This window comes from Arthrobacter sp. GW460-12-1-14-TSB2 (assembly GCF_059423525.1).
In genome coordinates, this window is record NZ_JBWKYC010000002.1 from 15,942 (window position 1) to 40,891 (window position 24,950).

The 24,950-nt window shown below is 65.3% G+C and carries 21 protein-coding genes and 1 tRNA gene; 17 read left to right on the top strand and 5 right to left on the bottom strand.

Annotated elements, in window-relative coordinates; translation table 11 throughout:
- The first annotated feature begins 33 nt into the window (after window positions 1-33).
- A complete protein-coding gene (locus tag AC07YR_RS03225) occupies window positions 34-1,932 on the top strand; it encodes an AMP-binding protein (protein ID WP_494733036.1) in 1,899 nt (632 codons plus the stop codon).
- A 3-nt stretch (window positions 1,933-1,935) separates the two neighbouring features.
- Here AC07YR_RS03225 and AC07YR_RS03230 read toward each other — a convergent pair whose 3' ends face one another.
- Window positions 1,936-2,646, bottom strand: coding sequence for a response regulator (locus tag AC07YR_RS03230; RefSeq protein ID WP_055800212.1), 711 nt, complete (start codon window positions 2,644-2,646; stop codon window positions 1,936-1,938).
- The gene (locus tag AC07YR_RS03235) at window positions 2,643-4,274 is read right to left on the bottom strand and encodes a sensor histidine kinase (RefSeq protein WP_494733037.1); all 1,632 of its coding nucleotides are present in this window, start codon (window positions 4,272-4,274) and stop codon (window positions 2,643-2,645) included. The genes AC07YR_RS03230 and AC07YR_RS03235 overlap by 4 nt, the downstream gene beginning before the upstream one ends.
- Before the next feature lie 140 nt (window positions 4,275-4,414).
- Between AC07YR_RS03235 and AC07YR_RS03240 the strand changes: the two genes are divergently transcribed.
- The 10 genes from AC07YR_RS03240 to AC07YR_RS03285 all read left to right on the top strand — a co-directional run bounded on the left by AC07YR_RS03240 (window position 4,415) and on the right by AC07YR_RS03285 (window position 14,109).
- Window positions 4,415-5,752 carry a cation:dicarboxylate symporter family transporter gene (locus AC07YR_RS03240; RefSeq protein ID WP_055800208.1) on the top strand — a complete coding sequence of 446 codons (1,338 nt, stop codon included), beginning with the start codon at window positions 4,415-4,417 and terminating at the stop codon, window positions 5,750-5,752.
- Window positions 5,753-5,998: 246 nt separating this feature from the next.
- On the top strand, window positions 5,999-6,898 hold the full coding sequence (locus AC07YR_RS03245; RefSeq protein ID WP_043480364.1) for a ParA family protein: 900 nt from the start codon (window positions 5,999-6,001) through the stop codon (window positions 6,896-6,898).
- Between the two features lie 8 nt (window positions 6,899-6,906).
- A complete protein-coding gene (locus AC07YR_RS03250) occupies window positions 6,907-7,758 on the top strand; it encodes a segregation and condensation protein A (protein WP_055800205.1) in 852 nt (283 codons plus the stop codon).
- Window positions 7,755-8,438 (top strand): SMC-Scp complex subunit ScpB, encoded by a 684-nt coding sequence (gene scpB, locus AC07YR_RS03255; RefSeq protein WP_494733038.1) that lies wholly within the window; start codon window positions 7,755-7,757, stop codon window positions 8,436-8,438. The genes AC07YR_RS03250 and scpB overlap by 4 nt, the downstream gene beginning before the upstream one ends.
- Window positions 8,439-8,547: 109 nt before the next feature.
- The gene (locus tag AC07YR_RS03260) at window positions 8,548-9,747 is read left to right on the top strand and encodes a pseudouridine synthase (protein ID WP_055800197.1); all 1,200 of its coding nucleotides are present in this window, start codon (window positions 8,548-8,550) and stop codon (window positions 9,745-9,747) included.
- Window positions 9,748-9,750: 3 nt separating this feature from the next.
- Window positions 9,751-10,860: a prephenate dehydrogenase gene (locus AC07YR_RS03265; RefSeq protein ID WP_436057253.1), complete on the top strand. Its 1,110-nt coding sequence runs from the start codon at window positions 9,751-9,753 to the stop codon at window positions 10,858-10,860.
- Window positions 10,860-11,573 carry a (d)CMP kinase gene (gene cmk, locus AC07YR_RS03270; protein ID WP_028271702.1) on the top strand — a complete coding sequence of 238 codons (714 nt, stop codon included), beginning with the start codon at window positions 10,860-10,862 and terminating at the stop codon, window positions 11,571-11,573. The genes AC07YR_RS03265 and cmk overlap by 1 nt, the downstream gene beginning before the upstream one ends.
- 64 nt (window positions 11,574-11,637) lie before the next feature.
- Window positions 11,638-12,321, top strand: coding sequence for a lysophospholipid acyltransferase family protein (locus AC07YR_RS03275; protein WP_436059293.1), 684 nt, complete (start codon window positions 11,638-11,640; stop codon window positions 12,319-12,321).
- Between the two features lie 10 nt (window positions 12,322-12,331).
- The gene (gene der, locus AC07YR_RS03280; RefSeq protein ID WP_494733039.1) at window positions 12,332-13,882 is read left to right on the top strand and encodes a ribosome biogenesis GTPase Der; all 1,551 of its coding nucleotides are present in this window, start codon (window positions 12,332-12,334) and stop codon (window positions 13,880-13,882) included.
- 150 nt (window positions 13,883-14,032) lie between these two features.
- A tRNA-Pro gene (locus tag AC07YR_RS03285) sits at window positions 14,033-14,109 on the top strand.
- A 99-nt stretch (window positions 14,110-14,208) separates the two neighbouring features.
- On the opposite strand, the gene AC07YR_RS03290 is transcribed toward AC07YR_RS03285, so the two are convergent.
- The gene (locus AC07YR_RS03290; protein ID WP_436057254.1) at window positions 14,209-15,093 is read right to left on the bottom strand and encodes an Fpg/Nei family DNA glycosylase; all 885 of its coding nucleotides are present in this window, start codon (window positions 15,091-15,093) and stop codon (window positions 14,209-14,211) included.
- A 147-nt stretch (window positions 15,094-15,240) separates the two neighbouring features.
- Here AC07YR_RS03290 and gcvH point away from each other — a divergent pair, with 147 nt between their 5' ends.
- The 5 genes from gcvH (at window position 15,241) to AC07YR_RS03315 (ending at window position 18,319) form a co-directional block, all read left to right on the top strand.
- Window positions 15,241-15,627: a glycine cleavage system protein GcvH gene (gene gcvH, locus AC07YR_RS03295; protein ID WP_494733040.1), complete on the top strand. Its 387-nt coding sequence runs from the start codon at window positions 15,241-15,243 to the stop codon at window positions 15,625-15,627.
- 135 nt (window positions 15,628-15,762) lie between these two features.
- Window positions 15,763-16,239 (top strand): FHA domain-containing protein, encoded by a 477-nt coding sequence (locus AC07YR_RS03300; protein WP_055800185.1) that lies wholly within the window; start codon window positions 15,763-15,765, stop codon window positions 16,237-16,239.
- Between the two features lie 23 nt (window positions 16,240-16,262).
- Window positions 16,263-16,979 (top strand): transcriptional regulator FtsR, encoded by a 717-nt coding sequence (gene ftsR / locus AC07YR_RS03305; RefSeq protein ID WP_055800262.1) that lies wholly within the window; start codon window positions 16,263-16,265, stop codon window positions 16,977-16,979.
- Complete coding sequence (locus AC07YR_RS03310; RefSeq protein WP_043480385.1) at window positions 16,979-17,482, top strand: bifunctional nuclease family protein; 504 nt, start codon at window positions 16,979-16,981, stop codon at window positions 17,480-17,482. Before ftsR ends, AC07YR_RS03310 begins: the two co-directional genes overlap by 1 nt.
- A gap of 240 nt (window positions 17,483-17,722) precedes the next feature.
- Window positions 17,723-18,319: a MerR family transcriptional regulator gene (locus AC07YR_RS03315; protein WP_028271710.1), complete on the top strand. Its 597-nt coding sequence runs from the start codon at window positions 17,723-17,725 to the stop codon at window positions 18,317-18,319.
- 129 nt (window positions 18,320-18,448) lie between these two features.
- Here AC07YR_RS03315 and AC07YR_RS03320 read toward each other — a convergent pair whose 3' ends face one another.
- A complete protein-coding gene (locus AC07YR_RS03320; RefSeq protein ID WP_055800182.1) occupies window positions 18,449-19,285 on the bottom strand; it encodes a ParA family protein in 837 nt (278 codons plus the stop codon).
- 307 nt (window positions 19,286-19,592) lie between these two features.
- On the opposite strand from AC07YR_RS03320, the gene AC07YR_RS03325 reads away from it, so the two are divergent.
- Complete coding sequence (locus tag AC07YR_RS03325) at window positions 19,593-22,988, top strand: pyruvate carboxylase (RefSeq protein ID WP_436057257.1); 3,396 nt, start codon at window positions 19,593-19,595, stop codon at window positions 22,986-22,988.
- A 73-nt stretch (window positions 22,989-23,061) separates the two neighbouring features.
- Here AC07YR_RS03325 and AC07YR_RS03330 read toward each other — a convergent pair whose 3' ends face one another.
- On the bottom strand, window positions 23,062-24,900 hold the full coding sequence (locus tag AC07YR_RS03330) for an AMP-dependent synthetase/ligase (RefSeq protein ID WP_494733041.1): 1,839 nt from the start codon (window positions 24,898-24,900) through the stop codon (window positions 23,062-23,064).
- Window positions 24,901-24,950: the final 50 nt, after the last annotated feature.

Here is a 24,950-nt window from a genome sequence, read left to right on the forward strand (position 1 = left end):
TCGCATCACAATGTCGTGGACGGGATGCATTTCATGGTTACCAAGAGGTATCAGGACAGCTACGCACAGAGCCTGGAGAACCCCGAAGACTTCTGGCTGGATGCCGCCGGGAAGATTTCCTGGTCGGTGCCGCCGCGCCGTGCCCTGGATTCCAGCCGGGCACCGCTCTACAGCTGGTTTCCGGACGGCGTGCTCAACACGTCCTACAACGCCCTCGATCGCCATGTGGAGGCCGGACGGGGCGGCCAGGATGCGCTCATTTACGATTCCGCGATGCTCGGGATCCAGCGGCGTTTCAGCTATGCCGAACTCACGGAGCTTGTGGCACGTTTTGCCGGCGTCCTCCGGGGCCGCGGGGTAGGCAAGGGGGACAGGGTTGTGATCTACATGCCGATGATCCCCGAAGCCGCCATCGCCATGCTGGCGACCGCGCGGCTGGGCGCTGTCCATTCGGTGGTCTTCGGCGGCTTTGCGCCCAAGGAACTGGCAGCCCGCATCCGGGACGCCGCTCCGGCAGTGGTGGTCACGGCATCCGGCGGCATTGAGCCCTCGCGCCGGATCGAATACCTCCCTGCGGTCGAGGAGGCCCTCCGCCTGGCCGGAACTCCGACGCTGCCGGTGATCGTCACGGCACGGGATGGCTTCGCCTCCTCAGCCTCGGACCATGGCTGGCTGGACTGGGAAACGGAGATGGCCGCCGCCGAACCGGCAGCTCCGGTGGACGTCAAAGCCACCGACCCGCTCTACATCCTCTACACCTCGGGAACCACCGGCACACCCAAGGGAGTGGTGCGGGACAACGGCGGCCACGCGGTGGCACTCAGCTGGACACTGGAAAGCATCTATGACATCAGCCCGGGGGACGTCATGTGGACCGCTTCGGACGTCGGCTGGGTGGTGGGGCACTCGTACATTGTCTACGGTCCGCTGCTGGCCGGCGCCACTACCGTCCTCTACGAGGGCAAACCCGTGGGGACTCCTGACGCGGGTGCGTTTTGGCGGGTGATCCGGGACCACAAGGTCAATGTCCTGTTCACCGCACCCACCGCCCTGCGCGCCATCCGGAAGGCGGACCCTGACGCGAAGCTGCTGCGGGACTACGACATCTCCAGCCTGCGGACGCTTTTCGCCGCCGGGGAGCGGCTCGACACCGATACCTTCCACTGGGCCTCGAAGTCCCTGAACGTCCCGGTGGTGGACCACTGGTGGCAGACCGAGACGGGCTGGGCCATTTGCGCGAACCCGCGGGGACTGGAAGAACTCCCGATCAAGGCAGGATCGCCGAGCGTCCCGATGCCGGGCTTCAAACTCAACATAGTGGACGGCCTGGGGGAGGACGTCGAACCCGGGACCGAAGGCAACATCGTGCTCGGGCTCCCGCTTCCGCCCGGCACGCTGACCACGCTCTGGGGCGACGACGACCGCTACATCTCCTCCTACCTCCAGGCGTTCGATGGCTATTATGCAACCGGTGACTCCGGCTACCGGGACGGGGACGGCTACGTGTTCGTGATGGGCCGCACCGACGACATCATCAACGTTGCCGGCCACCGGCTGTCCACCGGCGCCATGGAGCAGGTCATCGGCCAGCACCCCGCGGTTGCAGAGTGCGCCGTGATCGGCCTGGCGGACCCGCTGAAGGGCCAGCGTCCCAGCGGTTACGTGGTGCTGAAATCGGGCGTGGAGGTGGCGGAGGACGTCCTGGTCAAGGACCTGATCGCGCTGGTCCGCCGCGATATCGGGGCCGTTGCGGACTTCAAGCACGTGGCCGTGGTGGATGCGCTGCCCAAGACCCGCTCCGGCAAGATCCTCCGCAAGACCATGCGGCAGATTGCCGACGGCGAGGAGTACGTCGTGCCGTCCACCATTGAGGACGCCGGGGTGATCGACCAGCTGATCGGAACGCTTCGCCCCGTGACGCCCCGGAACTAGCAGTCAGCTCCGGTTCCAGCGGTACTCGTTCTCCGGCCTGCCCGGTGCGCCGTAGCGGGCTGTCCGGGAGACGGTACCGGCGTCCGCAAGGTACTCGAGGTAGCGCCGGGCAGTCACCCGCGACATCCCGAGCGCATCCATGACCTCCGTGGCCGAGACCGCCTCCGCCTGCTGCTTCATGAACTCCTGCACCGCGTCCAGGGTTGACGTCGACAGGCCCTTGGGCAGCGGCAGTTCGCTCGGCGCCCGCAGGCTCGCAAACGCCTGGTCCACGTCGCTCTGTGATGCTGCGGACCTGGTCCCGCCCGAGCCGGCGGCGAGCTGCTCGCGAAACTGCCGGTAACTGGCCAGCTTGTCCGCGAAAGTGGCGTAGGTGAAGGGCTTGATGAGGTACTGGACAACGCCGATGGACACGGCACTGCGCACGATGTTGAGCTCACGCACGGCTGTGATCGCGATGATGTCCGGGAGCAATCCGGAGGCCCGCATCCGCCGGGCAATGTCCAGGCCGTGCAGATCCGGAAGGTTCATGTCCAGCAGGACGAGTTCAATCGGGTTGCCTGCCGCGGCGAATTCCGCCAGCAGGCGCAGCGCAGACTGGCCGTCCGGGGCCGTGCCTGCCAACGAAAAGCCGTTGAGCCGACCTACGTAGGCGCCGTGCGCTGCCGCGGCTACCGGCTCGTCCTCAACGACGAGGACGCGGATGTCGCTCATGATGTCTCCTTGGTGGTGCCCGCTGCAGGGAGGAATATGTGGAAATGCGCCCCGCGGGGATTCGTAATGGCCATCGTGCCGCCCAACCGGTGGACGGCCTGCCGGACCAGGGCCAGGCCCAGACCCCGGCCGTACTTGCCGGGGGCCTTAGTGCTGAAACCGTGCCGGAACACATCATCCACGGCATCGGGGTCGATTCCGCGGCCGGAGTCCTCCACTGTAATCTCAACGCCCCGGACTCCCGACTCCACTGACAGCTCGACCCACTTCGGTGCCGGGGCATCGGCCGCCGCGTCTATGGCGTTGTCCAGCAGGTTGCCAAGAATGGTCACCAGGTCCTGGACGGCCACACCGGCCGTCCCCGCTGAGCTGTTCGCCTGCAGGCCCAGTTCAACACCGCGTTCGTGCGCCTCGGCGGCCTTGCCCATGAGGAGTGCGCTCAGCACCGGCTCTTCCATGGCACCCACCATCTCATCGGTGAGCTGCTGGCTGAGCTCCAGGTCCTTGGTGGCAAAATCCAGGGCCTCGTCGGACCGGCCCAGTTCCATCAGCGACACGATGGTGTGCAGGCGGTTGGCGTGCTCGTGGGTCTGGGCCCGCAGGGCGTCCGAAAGCGTGCGCATGGTTTCCAGTTCGCTGCCCAGGGACTCGATCTCCGTGCGGTCGCGGATGGTTGCCACGGTCCCGAAGACCGCCGGGCGCTGCCGGCCGGCCGATGACGCCGGTCCCACCGCCGGACCCTGGTTGATCACCAGCACGCGGGGACCGGCCAGATGGATCTCATCCTGAATTGTCCGGCCGGATTCGAACAGGTCTTTCAAGCTGGGTGCCAGGGGGAGATCGCTGAGCAGGACGGCGTCGGCGGGGTCGCCCCCGGAAGGCCGTGGCGCAAGCCCCAGGAGCTCCGCGGCCTGGTCGTTGTACATCACCACCCGCCCCTTGGGGTCGATCAGGATGACTCCTTCACGGACGGAGTGCAGCACGGACTCGTAGTAGGCGAACAGTTGGGCGAGCTGCTCGGGTCCCCAGCCCCGGGTGACATTGCGCAGGTACCGGCCCAGCAGCCAGGAGGCCACTGAGCCGCCCACCAGGAGGGCGAAGGCGATGGCCAGCAGGGCCGGCAGGCGCCCTGAAATGGCAACATCCACCGTCCGCACTGTCACGCCTGCGGCCACGAGGGCCCTGACGTTCCCCGACTGGTCCTTGACGGGCGCAATCGTCCGCACCGAGGGCCCCAGCGTCCCGGCCGTGATTTCGGTGAACACCTGCCCGTTCAAGGCGGCATCTATGGATCCGATATACGGTTTGCCGAGTTCCTCGCTGCGCGGGTGCGTCCAGCGGGTCCGGTCCGGGGCCATGATCGTGATGAAATCCGCGTCTGCATCGTCCATGACGTCCAGGGCGTAGGGCTGCAGCACTGCGGACGGGTCGGCCGACCCGGCTGCCTGCAGGACCAGGGGATTGTCCGCGATGGCCGTGGCAATGCCGGACATCCGCCGTCCGGCTTCGTCGTATGCGTGGTCCCGGGCGTCGATGAAGGTGGCGGTGCCGACTGTTGCGGTCAGCGCGAGCATGAACAGCAGATGCGCCACGAACAGCCGGCGCGCAATGCTCCACTTGTGCCTCATTCCAACCTTCCACGACCAATATGAACGCAACGGTGAGCCAGGTCACGCGATGCCCAATGATGGATATCACACCGGACGGACGTGTAGAGCCCAGAGACTGTGCCGCAACGTCTTCCAGATTATCCATAAGGAGACACATCATGGCTTCTCAACGAGGAGAGTCAGCCGCGCCTGTCAAGGCAAAGCGCAAAGGACTCGACAAGTCGCACTACCTCTACATCGCCGTTATCGCCGCCGTGATCCTCGGCGCCGTGATCGGGCTCCTGTTCCCGGAGGTCGGCAAATCACTCAAGCCGCTGGGCGACGGATTCATCAAGCTGATCAAGATGATGATCGCTCCGGTGATCTTCTGCACCATCGTCCTGGGCATCGGCTCCATCGCGAAGGCTGCCACCGTCGGCAAGGTCGGCGGCCTGGCGCTGGGCTACTTCATCGTGATGTCCACCTTCGCGCTGGCCATCGGCCTCGTGGTGGGCAACCTCATCCACCCCGGTGAGGGCCTGAAGCTGACGCCGTACGATCCCACCAAGAAGGCCGCCACGGACAGCACGGTTGACTTCCTGCTGGGAATCATCCCGGGAGACATTCCGGTGCTGCCCACCCTGCTGGCCGCGATCCTTGTGGGCTTCGCCCTGCAGAAGATGGGCCCCCAGGGCGCCCCGATCCTCAAGGCCATCGGCCACGGCCAGGCACTGGTATTCCGCATCCTCATCATGGTCATGTGGCTGGCGCCCGTGGGTGCCTTCGGCGCCATCGCCGCCGTCGTCGGTGCCACCGGCTTCCAGGCAATCGTCAGCATGTTCACCCTGATGCTCGCCTTCTACATCACCTGCGCCCTGTTCATCGTGATCATCCTCGGCGGCCTGCTGCAGGTTGTGGCCGGCGTCAACATCTTCCGGCTCATGAAGTACCTTGCCCGCGAATACCTGTTGATCTTCTCCACGTCGTCTTCCGAAGCAGCCCTGCCGCGCCTCATTGCCAAGATGGAGCACCTGGGTGTCTCCAAGCCGGTTGTCGGCGTCACCGTACCCACGGGCTACTCCTTCAACCTTGACGGCACGGCCATCTACCTGACCATGGCGTCCCTCTTCGTGGCCAACGCCATGGGCACCCCGCTGGACCTTGGCGCCCAGGTCTCCCTGCTGGTCTTCATGATCATCGCTTCCAAGGGCGCTGCCGGCGTCACCGGCGCCGGCCTCGCCACCCTGGCCGCAGGCCTGCAGGCCCACAAGCCCGAACTGCTCGGCGGCGTCGGCATGATCGTCGGCATCGACCGCTTTATGTCTGAGGCCCGCGCCCTGACCAACTTCACGGGCAACGCCGTTGCCACGGTCCTGATCGGCACCTGGGTCAAGGAGATCGACGGCGGCCAGGTGGAGCGTGTCCTGTCCGGCGAAGAGCCCTTCGACGAGCAGACCATGATTGCCGGTCACCACACCGAGCAGGAAGCTCCGGCTCCCGTTCCCGCCCGAGCCTGAAGCACCGGCCCGGACCAACACCCCTAGCAACAAAGGAACCGCCCGTGCAGGATCATCCTGCACGGGCGGTTTTGTGTGCCGCCGGCATCAACCTTCGACCTTTACCAGAAGGTAAAGGCTCAGGCAAGGGCGCGTGTCAAGTTCCGTTGAATCACGGATGCGGCGCTGTAACCTTGGTGGGAAGAACCATAGGCGCTGAACTTTCAGCGGCAGGACATCAACGTCATCGAAAGTGTGGATAGATACGTGAGCAGCGAGCAGGGTTCAGCAACTCTGGAAGGCACCGAACTCGATCTGGAAGACGCCGTCATGGGTCCTACCGGGCGCCCCTACCGCGAATTTCCCGAGCCTGCGCCGCTGTCGTCCCACGGCCCCGCGCGTGTGATCGCGATGGTGAACCAGAAGGGCGGCGTCGGCAAGACGACCTCCACCATTAATCTGGCCGCCGCGCTCGCCGAATACGGCCGCCGTGTCCTGCTGGTCGATTTCGATCCCCAGGGCGCACTGTCCGCGGGCCTCGGAACCAATCCGCATGAACTGGACCTGACGGTCTACAACGTCCTGATGGACCGCAAGGTGGACATCCGGGACGCCATCCAGCACACCGGCGTCGAGAATGTCGACCTGCTGCCGGCGAACATCGACCTCTCCGCTGCGGAAGTGCAGCTCGTCAACGAAGTTGCACGCGAACAGGTGCTGGACCGGGCCCTGAAGAAGGTTGAGGACGAATACGATGTCGTCCTGATTGACTGCCAGCCCTCGCTGGGCCTGCTGACCGTCAACGCCCTCACGGCGGCCCACGGTGTCATCATTCCGCTGATCTGCGAGTTCTTTGCACTCCGGGCTGTGGCCCTGCTGGTGGAAACCATCGACAAGGTCCAGGACCGGCTGAACCCCAGGCTGCAGGTGGACGGGGTGCTGGCCACTATGTACGACGCCCGCACGCTGCACAGCCGCGAGGTCATCAGCAGGCTTGTGGAAGCGTTCGGAGACAAAGTCTTCGAGACCGTTATCAAGCGCTCCATCAAGTTTGCCGACGCCACGGTGGCCGCGGAACCCATCACCAGCTACGCCGCCAACCACATCGGTGCCGACGCTTACCGCCGCCTGGCCAAGGAGCTGATTTCGCGCGGCGGCGCGCCCTAGCCAAGGCCGTGGCACTGGCAGTCACCCCGCAAGCGGAGGCACCGAAAAAAGCCGGCTTCGAAGTGCGGCTCGCCAACTTCACCGGGCCCTTTGACCTGCTGCTCGGCCTAATCAGCAAACATCAGCTGGACATCACCGAAGTGGCCCTGGCCACGGTGACTGATGAATTCATCAAATACATCAGGAACCTCCAACAGCTGGGCGAGGAGTGGGCGCTTGACGAGGCTAGCGAATTCCTGGTCATTGCCGCCACGCTCCTGGACCTCAAAGCCGCCCGGCTCCTGCCGGCCGGCGAGGTCGAGGACGACGAGGATGTCGCACTGCTCGAAGCGCGGGACCTGCTCTTCGCCCGTCTGCTCCAATACAAAGCCTTCAAACACGTGGCCGGACTGATCAACACCACCCTGGAGTTGGAAGCCCGCAGCTTCCCCCGGCAGGTTGCCTTGGAAGCACAGTTCGCGGCACTGTTGCCCGAACTCGTCTGGCGGCACACGCCCGGGCAGTTTGCCGCCCTGGCGGAGGCCGCGCTGGTGCCTAAGGAAACGCCGCCGAGCGAAGTCGGCCTGGCGCACCTGCACGGCAGCGCCGTCAGCGTCAAGGAACAGGCCGAAATCCTTGGACTCAAGCTTCAGGCGGGAAGGCCGTTGTCGTTCCGGGCCCTCACTGCCGACGCCGAATCAACACTTGTTGTGGTTGCGCGCTTCCTGGCGCTCTTGGAAATGTTCCGCGACAAGGTGGTCGCTTTCGACCAGATCCTTCCCCTGGGGGACCTGACGGTGCACTGGACGGCGGGCCCCGACGACTGGACCAGCGAAAATCTGACCGAGGAATACAGCGAGCAATACGAGGAGGAGCCTTGAGCGACACGACGCCGGATCCGGCCGCCCAGGGGGAGGCAGACACGGGAGTGGATGTCGCCGAACTCCCCGGCGGCGCACACGCCGCCATCGAGGCAGTGCTGATGGTCATCGACCAGCCGGCCACCGCCGTCGAGCTGGCCGCAGGACTCAACTTGACGGTGGACGCCGTCGAGCAGCTGCTCGCGGAACTTCAGCGTGAGTATAACGGCTATACTGTTAATGCCCCGGACTCGGACGTTGCCACTGCTATCAACACTGTTGGCCACAAATCCAGACCCCGGGGTTTTGAATTGCGGAATATCGCCGGAGGCTGGCGCATCTATTCCCGTGCGGATTTCGCCGACGTCGTAGGCGGGTTCGTGCTGGAAGGACAGACAGCCAGGCTGACGCAGGCGGCGCTGGAAACGCTCGCCGTCATCGCTTACCGCCAGCCCGTAACAAGGGCCAGGGTGTCTGCAATTCGAGGAGTTAATGTTGACTCTGTCGTGCGGACGCTGATGCAGCGGGGACTGATCGAAGACTCGGGGACCGATCCCGAATCCGGAGCCATCCTCTACCGCACGACGTCGTATTTCCTGGAACGCATGGGAATCGGCTCGGTGGCTGAGTTGCCGCAGCTTTCACCCTATCTTCCGGGGCTTGAAGGCATCGAAGAGTTCTACGACGCCGGAAGAATGTAGGCACATTTACGCCTGCGCACGAGTATCCACCAGGGCGGACTTAATCCGCCCGGCTGGCTAGTGTTGTCGGGAGACAACCATCGCCGGCCACCATAACGAAGGACGGGTCATGACACAGGCGGGACGCCAGGGTTCACCACGTAACAGTTCGGCACGCAACAGTGCCGGACAAAACAAATCCGGACGCAATCCGGTACAGGGCGGTGCCAGCCGCGCAGGCGGCGCCGCCGGCTACAAGGGAGGCGGCGACCGCCCCTTCAAGCGCCCCAAGCCTCGCGAAGAGGCCTTCATCGATCCGGACCTGCAGGGTCCGGCCGGCGCGCCGGCAGACCGCCCGGCGGCCGGTGACTGGAAGCAGGGCAAACCTGCCGCCCGGAAGCCCGGTTCCCGCAAGCCCGGCGCCGGCAAGGAGCCCGGCACGCCCGGCGCCCTCAAGCCCAAGCCGCGGTCCGCATCAGCCAAAACCTTCGGTACGCGCGCTTTCGGCGGCGAACGGTTCGGCCAGAACCTTGGCGCCGTCCGCAAGCCTTCGCGCAAGCGCGGACCCCGCGGCGATGTTCCGCAGTCCGAGATGCACGACGCCGACGGCATCCGCCTGCAGAAGGTCATGGCCTCCGCCGGCGTCGCTTCACGGCGTGTCTGCGAGGAAATGATCTCCGAAGGCCGCGTTGAAGTGGACGGCAAGGTTGTCACCGAGCTCGGCGTCCGCGTCGACCCGAAAACTGCTGTGATCCACGTTGACGGACTGCGCATCCAGCTGGATGAAAACATGGTCTACATGGTGTTCAACAAGCCCAAGGGCGTTGTGTCCACCATGGAGGATCCCGACGGCCGTCCGTGCATCAGCGACTTCGTCCGCAACACGCACGGCGAACGCCTCTTCCACGTGGGACGCCTCGACGTCGCCACCGAGGGGCTGCTGCTGCTGACGAACGACGGCGAACTCGCCAACCGTCTGACGCACCCGTCCTACGAGGTGCCCAAGACGTACCTGGTCCAGGTCCGCGGTCCGTTCCCGCAGGGAATCGGCGCGCAGCTCAAGGCCGGTGTTGAACTGGAGGACGGCTTCGCCTCGGTGGACTCGTTCAAGCTGGTGGACTCCACACCGGGCCACGTGCTGATCGAGGTAGTGCTGCACTCCGGCAAGAACCGCATCGTGCGCCGCCTCTTCGATGCTGTCGGCTTCCCGGTACTCCGGCTCGTCCGTGTCAAGGTGGGCCCCATCGGCCTGGGAGACCAGCGCCAGGGGAGCATCCGCAACCTCGGCAAGCAGGAAGTCGGCCACCTGCTGGCATCCGTAGGGCTGTAGCTTATGTCTGCCTTTCATACCCACGGCCGCGGGCACCTGAACGGCCCGGTAGTGGTTATCGGAACCGGACTGCTGGGAACCAGCATCGGCCTCGGACTGCGGGGGCGCGGCGTGTCCGTGTTCCTGTCCGACCCGTCGCCCACCAACCAGGCTGTCGCCGTCGATATCGGTGCAGGCCTTCCGTTGTCGCGCCTTGGCGACGAGCAGCCGGAACTCGTTGTGGTGGCCGTGCCCCCGGACGTCACTGCGGACGTGGTGGAAAGCTCACTGGCCGACTACCCTGCCGCGACGGTGGTGGACATCGCCAGCGTCAAGGCCGGAATCCTGGCCGACCTTCGGGGACGCGGCGTGGACCTCGCCCGTTACGTGGGAACACATCCCATGGCCGGGCGGGAAAAGTCAGGACCCGTAGCGGCCCGCGGTGAGCTTTTTACCTCCATGCCTTGGGTGGTCTGCCCCTCCGGGGAAACGTCGCCCGGTGCGCTGCAGGCCGCCCGCGCCCTGGCGACTGACCTGGGCGCCGTGGTCACACAGTTCGGCGTCGAGGAACATGACCAGGCCGTGGCGCTCGTGTCGCATCTTCCCCAGGTCATGTCCTCGCTGGTGGCCAGCCGGCTGCAGGGTACGCCCGTGCACGCGCTGTCCCTGGCCGGCAACGGCCTGCGCGACGTCACCCGGATCGCGGCCAGCGATCCCACGCTGTGGGTGCAGATCCTGGGCGCCAATGCGGGCCCGATGGTCGACATCCTGCACGGCGTGCGTGACGACCTGAACCGGCTGATCGGGACCCTCGAAGATCCGGCAGCTCCAGGCGCCCGCCTGGACCTGGCGCAGTTGATCAGCGAGGGCAACGCCGGGCAGTCCCGCATTCCGGGCAAGCACGGCGGACCCCCGCAGGCCTATTCCTGGCTGACCGTCCTGGTGGACGACAAACCGGGACAGATTGCCCGCCTTCTGACGGAGATCGGCGAAATCGGGGTCAACCTCGAAGACCTGCGGCTGGATCATTCCTCCGGGCAGAATGTGGGCATGGTGGAACTGTCGGTTTTGCCCAACAAACATGATCTGCTCATCGAAGCACTCAACGACCGTGGATGGCGGGTACTGCAGTAATGACACAGGAACTCATCGATACCGTGCCCATGCTTCGCCAGGGCAGGCCGCTGGTCGTTGCCATCGACGGTCCGTCCGGGTCCGGGAAATCCAGCGTCAGCAGGGAAGTGGCACGGCGCCTCCGCCTTGCCTACCTGGACACCGGTGCCATGTACCGTGCGCTGACCTGGTACTGCCTGGACCAGGGCATCGACCTGACCGACGCAGCGGCCATCGAGCAGGCCTCCGAGGACCTTCCGCTGGACGTCAGCACCACACCGAACGAGGAATACGTCCGGGTCGGTGGAACGGACGTCACCGAGGCAATCCGGGAACCGGCTATCTCCTCGGCCGTCAGTGCCATCGCCACCACCCTCGGTGCGCGGAAGGAACTGGTGCGCCGGCAGCGTGAGCTGATCGAGGTACACCACCGGCGCATAGTGGTGGAAGGACGCGACATCACCACCGTCGTCGCCCCCGGCGCGGAAGTCCGCATGCTGCTGACCGCCAGTGAGGAAGCCAGGCTCCGACGCCGGGGCGTCCAGCTGGGCGGAACGCAGAGCGCAGAGCAGCTGGCCGCCCAGGTCACGCAGCGCGACGCCAAGGACTCGACCGTGGTCAACTTCACCACGGCTGCGGACGGTGTGGTCACCCTGGATTCTTCGGATCTGGACTTCGACGGCACCGTTGACGCGGCCCTGGGCATAGTCAACAAGGTGTTGAACCGTGACTGACGCCGGCAGCCGCATTTCCCGGCCCCTTCCGGCGGCCCGTCGCGACCTTCCGGGTGCGTGGACCATGGCCTGGAGCCGGCCGGTCGGCTGGTTCCTGGACCACGTCGTCTACCGGACCACAATCCACGGCCGGCAGAACGTTCCAACCGGAGGTCCCGTGATCTTCGCAGCGAACCACATCAGCTTCCTTGACGGGCCGGTGATGTTCGGCGCGTCACCGCGCCCCATGCACATCCTGGTCAAGAAGGAAATGTTCAAGGGCTTCCTGGGACGGGTGCTCACGGCCTCCGGCCAGCTGCCGGTTGACCGCTCCGGCGATCGCGCCGCCCTGCAGCTGGGCAAAAGAACGCTCGACGCCGGCCGGTGCGTCGGTATCCTCCCCGAAGGAACACGGGGGAGCGGCGAGGCCTCCGCCATTAACAACGGGGTCGCCTGGCTTGCGCTGAACTCCAGCGCGACGGTGGTCCCCGTTGCGATTCTGGGCACCAGGATCGCCGGCGAACATCTCGACGCCGTTCCGAGGCCCGGCAGGCGGCTGCACGTCAGCTTCGGCGAGGCCGTGGATATCGGGCGCAGGCCTGGCGAGACAGGGCGTGCTTCAATGGACAGGGCGGGAAATGAGATCCGCGCTGCCCTGGCACGGCATGTCCAGCAAACGGTACAACTCAGCGGGCAGCCTTTGCCTGGCGCGGATTCCCCGCAAGAACGTCATGAAGAAGTAGCCGGGACGCCGGCAGATCACCACTAAGGAAAGTGCAATGAGCGATACGACTCAAGCCTCCGGCAAATTTGGCGCCGGCGAAGACGAATACACGCCCACCGGCACGGACCAGGTGGCGGAGCATCTTGCTGCCCTGGACGATGACGAGGCAGAGCTTCGGGCCGCCTCCCTCCGGGCCGGCCTGGACGACTACGAACTGGACGAGGAAGACGCCGCCCTCCTGAGCGGCCACTACGACGACCAGGACTTCGACGGTCCGGTCAAGCTCGATCCGGTCCTCGCGATCATCGGCCGGCCCAACGTGGGCAAGTCCACCCTGGTGAACCGCATCCTCGGCCGCCGCGAAGCCGTGGTGGAAGACACCCCGGGCGTGACGCGTGACCGTGTGATGTACTCGGCCACCTGGAACGGCCGGAACTTCACGGTGGTCGACACCGGCGGCTGGGAGCACGATGCCCGCGGCATCCACGCACGCGTCGCCGAACAGGCCGAGATGGCAGTGGAACTCGCTGACGCCGTGCTGTTCGTCGTCGACTCCGCCGTCGGCGCCACCGCCACGGACGAAGCAGTCGTGAAGATGCTCCGGAAGTCCAAGAAGCCGGTCATCATGGTGGCCAACAAGGTGGATGACTTCGCCCAGGAAGCCGACTCGGCAACGCTCTGGGGCCTCGGCTTCGGCGAGCCGTACCCGGTCTCGGCGCTGCACGGCCGCGGTGTGGCCGACCTCCTTGACCACGTCATGGACACTCTGCCCGAGCACTCCACCATCGAAGGCCTGGAGCGCTCCGGCGGCCCGCGCCGCATCGCCCTCATCGGGCGCCCGAACGTTGGCAAGTCCTCGCTGCTGAACAAGCTGGCCGGTTCCGAGCGCGTTGTGGTGGACAACACCGCCGGCACCACCCGCGACCCGGTCGATGAGTTCATCGAACTCGGCGGCCGCACCTGGCGCTTCGTCGACACCGCCGGCATCCGCCGACGCCAGCACATGGCACAGGGCGCAGACTTCTACGCTTCGCTGCGCACGCAGAGCGCCCTCGAAAAGGCGGAGGTCGCCGTCGTGCTCCTCGCCGTGGACGAAGTGCTCAGCGAACAGGATGTCCGCATCCTGCAGCTGGCCATCGAATCCGGCCGCGCGCTGGTTCTCGCGTTCAACAAATGGGACCTGCTGGACGACGAGCGCCGCACCTACCTGGAGCGCGAAATCGAGCAGGACCTGGCGCACGTGGCCTGGGCGCCGCGCGTCAACATTTCCGCGCTGACCGGCTGGCACAAGGACCGGCTGGTTCCGGCGCTGGACACGGCACTGGAAAGCTGGGACAAGCGCATCCCCACCGGACGCCTGAACGCGTTCCTGGGCGAACTGGTGGCCGCGCACCCGCACCCGGTCCGCGGCGGCAAGCAACCCCGCATCCTCTTCGGCACCCAGGCCTCCAGCCGTCCGCCGAAATTTGTGCTGTTCACCACCGGGTTCCTGGACCCCGGATACCGCCGGTTCATCACCAGGCGCCTCCGCGAAACCTTCGGTTTCGAGGGAACACCTATTGAGGTCAACATGCGTGTCCGTGAAAAGCGCGGCAAGAAGCGTTAATTACGACACACCTCGCTTGTGACACCCGCAAAGTGTCACTTGCACCCTCCGGAATCGTGTAAGCTTTTGGAGGTGGTTCGGCCGGACTGCTGAGGTAAAAATCCCGGGGTAACCCAGGAGGACAACCGAGGCGGAGAACGGCGGAACTAACGGGCTGTAGCGCAGCTTGGTAGCGCACTTGACTGGGGGTCAAGGGGTCGCAGGTTCAAATCCTGTCAGCCCGACCAGCAAGAATAACCGCTCCGTATCCGGGAAGTATCCCGGGAACGGGGCGGTTTTTCTTTGTGCCGGCTCCCACGGTATTTGTCTCAGGTTTTTGTCGGCCGCTATTTCAGGAAGCGTGACGTGCGCCGGTCCGCCAGGATCTTGCCGCCCGTCTGACAGGTAGCGCAGTACTGCAGCGCCCGGTCGGCAAATGACACTTCCCGGACGGTGTCCCCGCAGACGGGGCACTCCTGGCCGGTCCGGCCGTGGACGCGCATGGTGCTCCGCTTTGCGTCCTTCAGTTCGTTCGGCTGCTTGCCTACGGCCTCTGTGACTGCTGCGACCAGAACACTGTGGATGGAGTCGTAGAGCACACGGACGGCCTCCGGATCCAGGGACTTCGCGATGGCGAAGGGGGAGATCCGGGCTGCGTGCAGGATTTCGTCGCTGTAGGCGTTGCCGATCCCGGCGATCACCCCTTGATTCCGTAACAGTCCCTTAATCTGCTGGGTACTCGAGGCAAGAATTTCGGTGAAAACGTCGAGGCTGAACGAGGCGTCCAGCGGATCGGGGCCCAGGGTGGCGATGCCGGGAATTTCTTCCGGGTCCCTGACCACATAGACGGCGAGGCTCTTCTTTGTGCCTGCCTCGGTCAGGTCAATTCCGAGATGGGTTTCGCCGCCGCCGGCATCCGGCCTGACGAACTCCAGCCTCGCGGCGATATATCCCTTACCCCGCGCCAGCACGGCGTTCGACGGCGATTCCGTGTACCGCAGCCAGCCGGCCTTGGCCAGATGGAACGCAAGGAAGATCCCGTCCGTGGCCAGGATAATGAACTTTCCCCGGCGCTCGACGCCGGAGATGGTGCGGCCCTCCATCGCCGTATACGGCGGGTCTGCCGTCTTGAGGACTGCGAAGGACACCACCTGGATTTTTGTCAGCACGGCTCCACGAAGCCGGGCGCCCAGGAAAGCGCTCAGCCCGGCCACTTCGGGAAGTTCTGGCATGTCACTACTGTGCCACAAGGGTCCGACCCGGTACTCCCTGTGGTGGATGTTGGTATGCATATACTTTCAGCGGCGGCTTGTTCTGCAGACCTCCGTTGACATTGCTGATTGACCAACATTCCTGGTTGACCCGATGAAAGGCCCCTGATGAGCAATATTCCCGAAGACCTGTTCTACACTGCCGAACACGAGTGGGTGACCGCCCCCAACGCCGACGGCGTGGTGCGGGTGGGCATCACTGATTTTGCCCAGGACGCCCTGGGCGACGTTGTGTACGCGCAGATGCCCGAAGTCGGCACCAAGGTGACGGCAAACGACGTCGTGGGCGAGGTTGAGTCAACCAAAAGCGTCAGCGACATTTACGCTCCGGTGAGCGGTGAAGTCGTGGCCAGGAACGAAGCGCTGGACACCGATTCGGCGCTCATTAACAGCGATCCGTACGGCGAGGGCTGGCTGATAGAGGTCAAGCTCGCAGAGGCCGACGCTGTGGAGTCCCTGCTCAGTGCATCGGAGTACGAACAACAGGTAGGCTAAAGATAACCGGCTTGGAGGTCCGGCTGTTGAGGGATTGACAGCCGGACGACACGCCGTAGTACCGGATCTGCCAGGCTTTTCCGGAGGGCACGCGTTGTTTGCAGGGGGACATCTGCAACGGAAGAGGAGGACTCCATGGTTGGTCACGAAAATAGCCACAGCAGTGATGATTACGGCACGGGCGGAGTGAAGGCTTCGGAGACCACCTCGATCCACCTCACGCCAATCCGTGACGAGCCGACCATCGCGCGCAAGCTCGCTCCGGAGGAGCGGGTGGCCGTTGAAGCCCTTCCGTTCGGTTCGGCGCTCCTGGTGGCGCACAGCGGCCCCAACGCCGGCGCACGATTCCTGCTGGACTCCGACGTCACCACCGCCGGGAGGCACCCGGACGCGGACATCTTCCTGGACGACGTCACAGTATCCCGCCGCCACGTCGAATTCCGCCGGACAGCGCGAAGCTTCGAAGTCGTTGATACGGGCAGCCTCAATGGAACCTACGTCAACCACGACCGCGTGGACAGTGTGGAACTCAAATCGGGTAATGAAGTCCAGATCGGCAAGTTCCGTCTCACTTTCTACCTCAGCCCTGCCCGCGCAGCAGGCAACGTCTGATCCCGGGGTAGTTGCCTGTGGCACTGGCACAACCGGAACGGCGCGGACCCCAGGTCCTGAACATCGGGGAAGTACTCGCGCAGCTGAGCGACGACTTTCCCGGAATGACTGCGTCCAAAATCAGGTTCCTTGAAGAAAAAGGCCTGATCAACCCGCAACGCACACCCGCCGGCTACCGGCAGTATGCGGACACGGATGTTGAGCGGCTCCGATTCGTGCTGGCACTCCAGCGCGACCAGTACCTTCCGCTGAAGGTCATCAAGGACTACCTCGACGCAATCGACCGCGGCGAACGCCCGGAGAACCTTCCGCCCGGCGTCACAGTGTCCCCGCGTATCGTCTCGGACGAGCTCGCCAGCGAGCTCCAAAACAAGGTTCGACGGCTGAGCGAGGATCAACTCCGGGCCGAGTCCGGCGCCAGCGTGTCGCTCCTGCGCTCCCTCCTCGAATTCGGCCTCATCGGCCATGTCCATGGCAAGTTCGATGAACACGCCCTGCAGGTGGCCCGCGCATGCGTCCAGCTGGAAAGCCACGGCCTCGAACCGCGCCACTTGCGGCCCTTCCAGGCCGCCGCGGAGCGGGAGTTCGGACTGGTGGAGCGTGCCGTCGCGCCGCTGACCTCCCGCAAGGACGCTGCATCCCACGCCCGTGCTGCCGAAGCAGCCCGGGAAATCAGTGATCTCTGCCTGACGCTGCACCGCGCCCTGGTGCAGGACCGTATATCGCGAATGGATATCTGATGATTGAAGTCGAGATCGTGGGTGTGAGGATCGAACTGCCGTCCAACCAGCCGCTGGTGCTGCTGCGCGAAATCCACGGCGAACGGCACGTGCCCATCTGGATTGGCACCCCGGAAGCCAGCGCCATTGCCTTGGCCCAGCAGGGTGTGGTGCCGCCGCGGCCCATGACGCACGACCTCCTGATCGACGTCGTCGAATCGCTGGGCCACTCCATCGTCAGCGTGAACATCGTCGCCGTCGAAGACAACATCTTCTACGGACAGCTGCAGTTTGAAAACGGCACCACCGTCAGCTCCAGGGCTTCGGACGCCCTTGCCCTGGCGCTGCGTGCCAAGTGCCGCATCTGGTGCGCCGATTCGGTGATGGACGAGGCCGGGGTCCGGATCACCGAGCACGATGAAGGTGAAGACACAGAGCCGGGTCCCACCGTGGATGAGGAGCGCGAACTGCGGCGCTTCCGGGAGTTCCTGGACGACGTGGAGCCGGAAGACTTCGACGGCTGAGATCACGTTAAGGTTAAAGTTGAGGATGAAACTTTCGACACGCCCCCGAAATGGGGCCAGCCTCTTTGACCTTGGGGCGCGTCGGGCCTAACGTCGAAGTATCAAGTTCCCATTGCATACAACAGCCGCGCAAGTCACACTGGAATGTGCAGCCCCGGCTGAATTACACGGATGAATTTCAGATCTGTGTTCGCTGTTGCTGCGACTTCCCTAGGGGAGCATATGACGAGGAGGATCCACGTGAGTCCGAAAGGCGAAGCGGGCGAGCTAAAGCAGGCGTCAACGGCTGGCGTAGCGCTGCCTGCGAGCGGTGCTCAGGGCCTCCTCTTCACGGAGGACCTCCCCGTCCTTGACGAAGACGCGGGCTACCGCGGACCCACCGCCTGCAAGGCCGCGGGCATCACCTACCGCCAGCTCGACTACTGGGCCCGCACGGGCCTCGTTGAGCCTGCCGTGCGGGGAGCCGCCGGTTCCGGCTCGCAGCGGCTCTACGGCTTCCGCGACATCCTGGTGCTGAAAGTGGTCAAGCGGCTGCTGGACACCGGAGTATCACTGCAGCAGATCCGCTCCGCCGTGGAGCATCTGCGGGAACGCGGCGTTGAGGACCTCGCCCAGATCACCCTCATGAGCGACGGGGCGAGCGTTTACGAGTGCACGTCTGCCGATGAGGTCATTGATCTGGTGCAGGGCGGCCAGGGCGTCTTCGGGATCGCCGTCGGCCGGGTGTGGCGCGAAGTGGAAGGCAGCCTCGCGGCGCTTCCCAGCGAGCACGTCGTCGAGCAGTCCTTTCCGGATGACGAGCTCAGCAAGCGCCGGGCAGCCCGCAAGACCGGCTGAGGCCGTACCTGACGATTAGAGCCAAATAGAATGGCCGCCTTCCTTCGGGAAGGCGGCCATTCTTTGTTTAGTTCTTTAGGTGTTCAGTCAGCCCGCGTGCCGGCTTCGCGGGCGTTCCGGGGTGAGCCGCTACCGAAGGCTGCGTTCCCGGAGAGCTGCAGCCGAATCCGCGCCGTTGGAGGCCAGGAGGTTGTCGAGAAGCGTGTTGAAGAGGCTGGCCGCATTTTTCGCGGAATCGCCCGGCCAGTGGTGCACGGAATGCGCCGCACCCTGGATCTGCTGCCAGTTTGCCTGCTCCGGAATGTGCGGGGTCAACAGCAGTTCACCGAACATCGACTGCATCTCGGCCAGCCGGAAGGCGTGCTCGGACGAACCCGAGCGGACGCGGTTCGCAATGATGCCTGCGGGGGAGAGGTTCGGGGCGAACTCCTGGCGGAACAGCTGGATGGCGCGCATGGTGCGCTCCGTGCCGGCCACCGAGAAGAGGCCCGGTTCGGCGACGAGAGCCACTTTGTCGCTGGCGGACCACGCCATCCGGGTCAGTCCGTTCAGCGACGGCGGGCAGTCAACCAGGATCAGCTGGTACTTGTCCGTGCCTGCCAGGACTGCCGAGAGCCTGCGCAGGTCGCGGCGGCCCAGGTCCGGGCGGTCGTATATGCCCGTATATGCGGAGCCCACTGCGACGTCCAGGACGGCGGGCCGGGCTCCGTTATAGTTTTCCCGGGCCACCCAGCTGCTGGTGACCACGTTCTCCGAAAGGCGGGCGCGGCGGGGACTCTTGAGCATCCTGCCGATGTCCAGCTGGTCATCCGGCTGGACGCCCAGTGCCGTGCTGGCATCCGCATGCGGATCAAGGTCCACCACAAGGGTGGGGATGCCGGCGGCCAGGGCCGCAGATGCCAATCCGGTGGTCACGGAAGTTTTGCCGACCCCGCCTTTGAGGCTGCTGATGCTGACTACTTGCACTTGAAAAACCAATACCTAACGCCGGTTGCCGTGTTGGGGTAGTGCCGGCTCCGGCTCCCCGGAGCGGAGGGCGCGCGTAAGCGCCCCCGACTCATCATATGTTGCCGAGGTGTTGAATCCCGTTTCATCGGGCGGGTGTGCGGCGCATCCCACGTGCGTGGGGAGGACCGTTGCCGGTTTGGCCTGCCTAAACCGGCCTGCATGACGGATAATTCTGTGATGGTCGACACAATGATTTGTGTTTCCCCGCGCCCGTCTTACACACTGTGACCACTTACCGATACACCCGCGATGATGCAGGAGAAGTATGTTTTCCAAGATTCTGGTGGCTAACCGCGGCGAAATCGCGATCCGCGCCTTCCGTGCCGGCTACGAGCTGGGTGCCAAGACTGTAGCTGTGTTCCCCAATGAGGACCGTAACTCCATCCACCGCCAGAAGGCTGATGAAGCGTACCTGATCGGCGAAGAGGGCCACCCCGTCCGGGCCTATCTCGATGTGGACGAAGTGGTTCGCGTGGCCAAGGAGGCCGGCGCCGACGCCATATACCCCGGGTACGGCTTCCTTTCGGAGAACCCGCGCCTGGCCCGGGCGGCTAAAGAGGCCGGCATCACCTTTGTCGGCCCGCCGGCCGAGGTCCTTGAACTGGCAGGAAACAAGGTGGCTGCCCTCGAAGCCGCACGCGCCGCCGGTGTTCCCGTCCTCAAGTCGAGCCAGCCCTCCAAGGACCTGGATGAGCTGATCGCCGCCGCAGACGTCATCGGCTTCCCCATTTTCGCCAAGGCCGTGGCCGGCGGCGGAGGACGCGGCATGCGCCGCGTCGACACCCGTGAGGCTCTCCCGGAAGCGCTGCAGGCTGCCATGCGCGAGGCTGACGCCGCGTTCGGTGACCCCACCATGTTCCTCGAGCAGGCCGTTCTGCGCCCCCGCCACATCGAGGTGCAGATCCTGGCCGACGCCGAGGGTAACGTCATGCACCTCTTCGAACGCGATTGCTCCATCCAGCGCCGCCACCAGAAGGTCATCGAAATCGCGCCGGCCCCCAACCTGGATGAGGGCATCCGCCAGGCGCTCTACCGGGACGCCGTGAAGTTCGCCAAGGCGCTCAACTACGTCAACGCCGGCACGGTGGAATTCCTTGTGGACACCGTCGGCGAACGCGCAGGCCAGCACGTGTTCATCGAGATGAACCCGCGCATCCAGGTGGAGCACACGGTCACCGAGGAAGTCACCGATGTGGACCTGGTCCAGGCGCAGCTGCGCATCGCTTCGGGCGAGACGCTCGCCGACCTTGGCCTGTCGCAGGAAACCGTCCAGCTAAAGGGCGCCGCACTGCAGTGCCGCATCACCACCGAGGATCCGGCCAACGGATTCAGGCCCGACGTCGGAAAAATCACCGGTTACCGTTCCGCCGGCGGCGCCGGCGTACGGCTCGACGGCGGCACCGTCTACTCGGGTGCTGAAATCAGCCCGCACTTCGACTCCATGCTGGTCAAGCTGACCTGCCGCGGCCGCGACTACCCCGCCGCCGTCGCGCGTGCCCGGCGCGCCTTGGCGGAATTCCGCATCCGCGGAGTATCCACCAACATTTCCTTCCTGCAGGCCGTCCTGGACGATGCGGACTTCATCGCCGGCGATGTTGCCACCAACTTCATCGACCAGCGCCCGGAGCTGCTCAAGGCCCGTGTCTCGGCGGACCGCGGCACCAAGCTGCTGACCTGGCTGGCAGAGGTCACCGTGAACAAGCCCAACGGCGAACTCAAGGTCCACTCCGACCCGGCGGCCAAGCTGCCCGCAGTCGGGGACGCCCCTGCTCCCGAAGGTTCGCGCCAGCGGCTCCTCGAGCTGGGGCCCGAGGGCTTCGCCAAGGCCCTGCGCGAGCAGCAGGCCGTCGCCGTCACCGACACCACTTTCCGGGACGCCCACCAGTCGCTGTTGGCCACCCGGGTCCGCACCCGCGACCTCGTGGCGGCCGGCCCCGCCGTGTCCGCGCTGCTTCCCGAATTGCTTTCCGTGGAGGCCTGGGGCGGTGCCACGTACGACGTCGCCCTGCGGTTCCTCGGCGAGGATCCCTGGGACCGGCTTGCCGCGCTGCGCAAGGCATTGCCCAACATCTGCCTGCAGATGCTGCTCCGCGGCCGCAACACCGTCGGCTACACGCCCTACCCCGAGGAAGTCACCGAGGCATTCGTCAACGAGGCCGCAGCAACCGGCATCGACATCTTCCGGATCTTCGATGCCCTCAATGACGTCAACCAGATGGCTCCGGCCATCCGTGCTGTCCGGGCCACCGGCACCGCCGTCGCTGAAGTTGCCCTCTGCTACACCGGCGACATGCTCGATCCCGACGAAAAGCTCTACACGCTGGACTACTACCTGGAGCTGGCGCAGAAGATCGTCGACGCCGGCGCCCACATCCTGGCCATCAAGGACATGGCAGGGCTCTTGCGTCCCGCGGCTGCTGCGAAGCTCGTGGCTGCCCTGCGTGAACGCTTTGACCTTCCGGTCCACCTGCACACCCACGACACCGCAGGCGGCCAGCTGGCCACGCTCCTGGCGGCAGTGGACGCAGGAGTGGACGCAGTGGACGTCGCTTCGGCTTCCCTTGCCGGCACCACCAGCCAGCCTTCAGCCTCCGCCCTGGTTGCCGCACTGGCCCATACCCCGCGCGACACAGGCCTGGGTCTGGCTAAGGTGAGCTCGCTGGAACCCTACTGGGAGGCAGTGCGTCGCGTGTACGCTCCGTTCGAGTCGGGCCTGCCGGGTCCCACCGGCCGTGTCTACCAGCACGAGATTCCGGGCGGACAGCTGTCCAACCTGCGGCAGCAGGCCATGGCCCTGGGCCTCGGCGAACGCTTCGAAGCCATCGAGGACATGTACACCGCGGCCGACCGCATCCTGGGCCGCCTTGTGAAGGTCACTCCATCCTCGAAGGTGGTGGGCGACCTGGCCCTGCACCTCGTCGGCCTCAATGCCGATCCCGCGGACTTCAACGAAAACCCGCAGAGCTACGACATCCCCGATTCCGTCATCGGGTTCCTGTCCGGCGAACTTGGCGATCCTCCCGGAGGCTGGCCGGAGCCGTTCCGCACCAAGGCGCTTCAGGGCCGCAGCATCAAGGTGCGCGATGCCGAGCTCAGCGCCGAGGACAGCGCCGCCCTGAAGAGTGATTCCAAGACCCGCCAGCAGACCCTCAACCGTCTGCTCTTCGAAGGCCCCACCAAGGACTACCTGAAGAGCGTGGAGACGTACGGCAACCTGTCCGTCCTGGACACCCGCGACTACCTCTTCGGGCTCCAGCGCGGAGCGGAGCACGAGATCGAACTCGAGAAGGGCGTCCGCCTGATCGCCTCCCTCGAAGCCGTGTCCGAGCCGGACGAGAAGGGCATGCGCACCGTCATGTGCACGCTCAACGGCCAGTCCAGGCCCGTGGTGGTCCGCGACCGTTCCGTGGTCAGCAACGTCAAGGCAGCTGAAAAAGCGGATGCCAGCCAGCCGGGCCACGTCGCCGCACCGTTCGCCGGAGCCGTGACGCTCACGGTCAAGGTGGGCGACGCCGTGAATGCCGGCGACACCGTGGCAACCATCGAGGCCATGAAGATGGAGGCCTCCATCACGACGCCGGTGGCGGGCACCGTTGGACGCCTCGCAGTCGGCGCCGTGGAACAGGTCCAGGGCGGAGACCTGCTGCTCGTCGTCGAGTAACCCGCGCACACACAAAAAAGGGGCCTCCCGCCGGGAGGCCCCTTTTTTGTGTCTCGGGTTTTGGTGTCTTGGGCTAGTGCTGTCCGGACGGCTCGGCGCGGGCCGGGCGCGGTGCGGCGTACATTTCCCCGATGACCGATTCGAAGTCCTTCATCACCTGGGCCCGCTTGACCTTCATCGATGGCGTCAGGTGGCCGGATGCCTCGGTGAAGTCGGACGGCACAATCCGGAACGACTTGATGGCTTCCGCCTGGGACACCGACTGGTTGGCGCGGGTGATGAGGTCCTGGACGGCCGCCTTGACCACGGGATGTTCCGCGGCTTCGGCGAGGGTGGTGGATGCCGGCAGCCCGTGCCGGTGCAGCCATCCCGGCAGTGCTTCCTCGTCGAGCGTCACCAGGGCGCCGATGAACGGCATGTTGTCGCCCACTACGAGCACCTGGGAAACGAGGGCGTCGGCCCTGATCTGGTCCTCCAGCAGGGCAGGGACGACGTTCTTTCCGCTGGCCGTCACGATGATTTCCTTCTTGCGGCCCGTGATGGTCAGGAAGCCGTCGGCATCCATTTGTCCGATGTCGCCGGTGCGGAACCAGCCGTCCACGAACGTGTCGGCCGCGAGGTCGTCGCGCTTGTAGTAGCCGCGCATCACGCAGACACCCTTGGCGAGGATCTCGCCGTCGTCGGCGATCTTCACCGCATTCCCCGGCAGGGGGGCGCCCACGGTGCCGATCCTGATCAGCGACGGGGTGTTGACCGTGATGGGCGCGGTGGTCTCGGTCAGGCCGTAGCCTTCGAGGATCTGCATGCCGATGCCCTGGAAGAAGTGACCCAGGCGTTCGCCCAGGGGGCCGCCGCCGGAGACGGCGTGGGCAACCTGGCCGCCCATTGCTGCGCGCAGTTTGCTGTAGACGAGTTTGTCGAAGAGTGCGTGGCGGAGCTTGAGGCCCAGGCCGATGGAACCGGCCTGCCGTGCCCTCGAGTAGGCGATTGCGGTGTCGGATGCCTTGTGGAAGATGGCGCCTTTGCCGCCGTCCTCGGCCTTCGTCAGTGCCGAGTTGTAGACCTTTTCGAACACCCGCGGCACGGCCAGGATGAACGTGGGCTTGTAGCTCTGCAGGTCCGGCAGGAGGTGCTTGATGTCCGGGGTGTGCGCGACGGTGACTCCGGCGGCCACGGCCAGGACGGAAATGAACCGGGCGAACACATGGGCCAGGGGGAGGAACATGATGGTCCGTGCCTGCTCGTGGACGATGCCGGACAGCGACGTGGCCAGTGCGTTTTCGGACAATTCCACGAAGTTGCCGTGTGTCAGTTCGCAGCCCTTAGGCCTGCCGGTGGTGCCGGAGGTGTAGATGATCGTTGCGACGTCGGCCAGCGACGCCAGGCTTCGGCGGGCTTCCAGGTCCTCGTCGCTGACGGCAGATCCTGCGGCGCGAAGTTCGTCCAGCCCGGCGCCGTCAAGCTGCCACACGTGGGCCAGCGAAGAGAGTCCTTCCGAGTTGGCTGCCTGCCGGATGATGTCCTCGTGGTGCGAGGACTCGCCAAACGCGGCGACGGCACCCGAGTCGCCCAGGTTCCAGGCAACCTGGCTGGGGGAAGACGTTTCGTAGATGGGAACCGAGATGCCGCCCGCGAACCAGATGGCGAAGTCCACCAGCGCCCACTCGTACCGGGTGCGGGACATGATGCCCACACGGTCGCCGGCCGCCACGCCGCTGGCCATGAGGCCCTTGGCGAGGACACGGACGTCGGCGACGAAATCGGTGGCAGCGATGTCCTGCCATTGCCCGGCGGCATCGAGCCGCGAATACAGGGACGGGTTCGAGGCCTTGGCGGCCTGCCGCAGCACCAGATCGGTAATGTTGGTTTCGGGGGGTACATTCACCAAGGGCGGAACACTGAATTCGCGCACGATAGCTCCTTTGTTATCCATAGACCCGCAGGGGGTACTGCTAACACTAG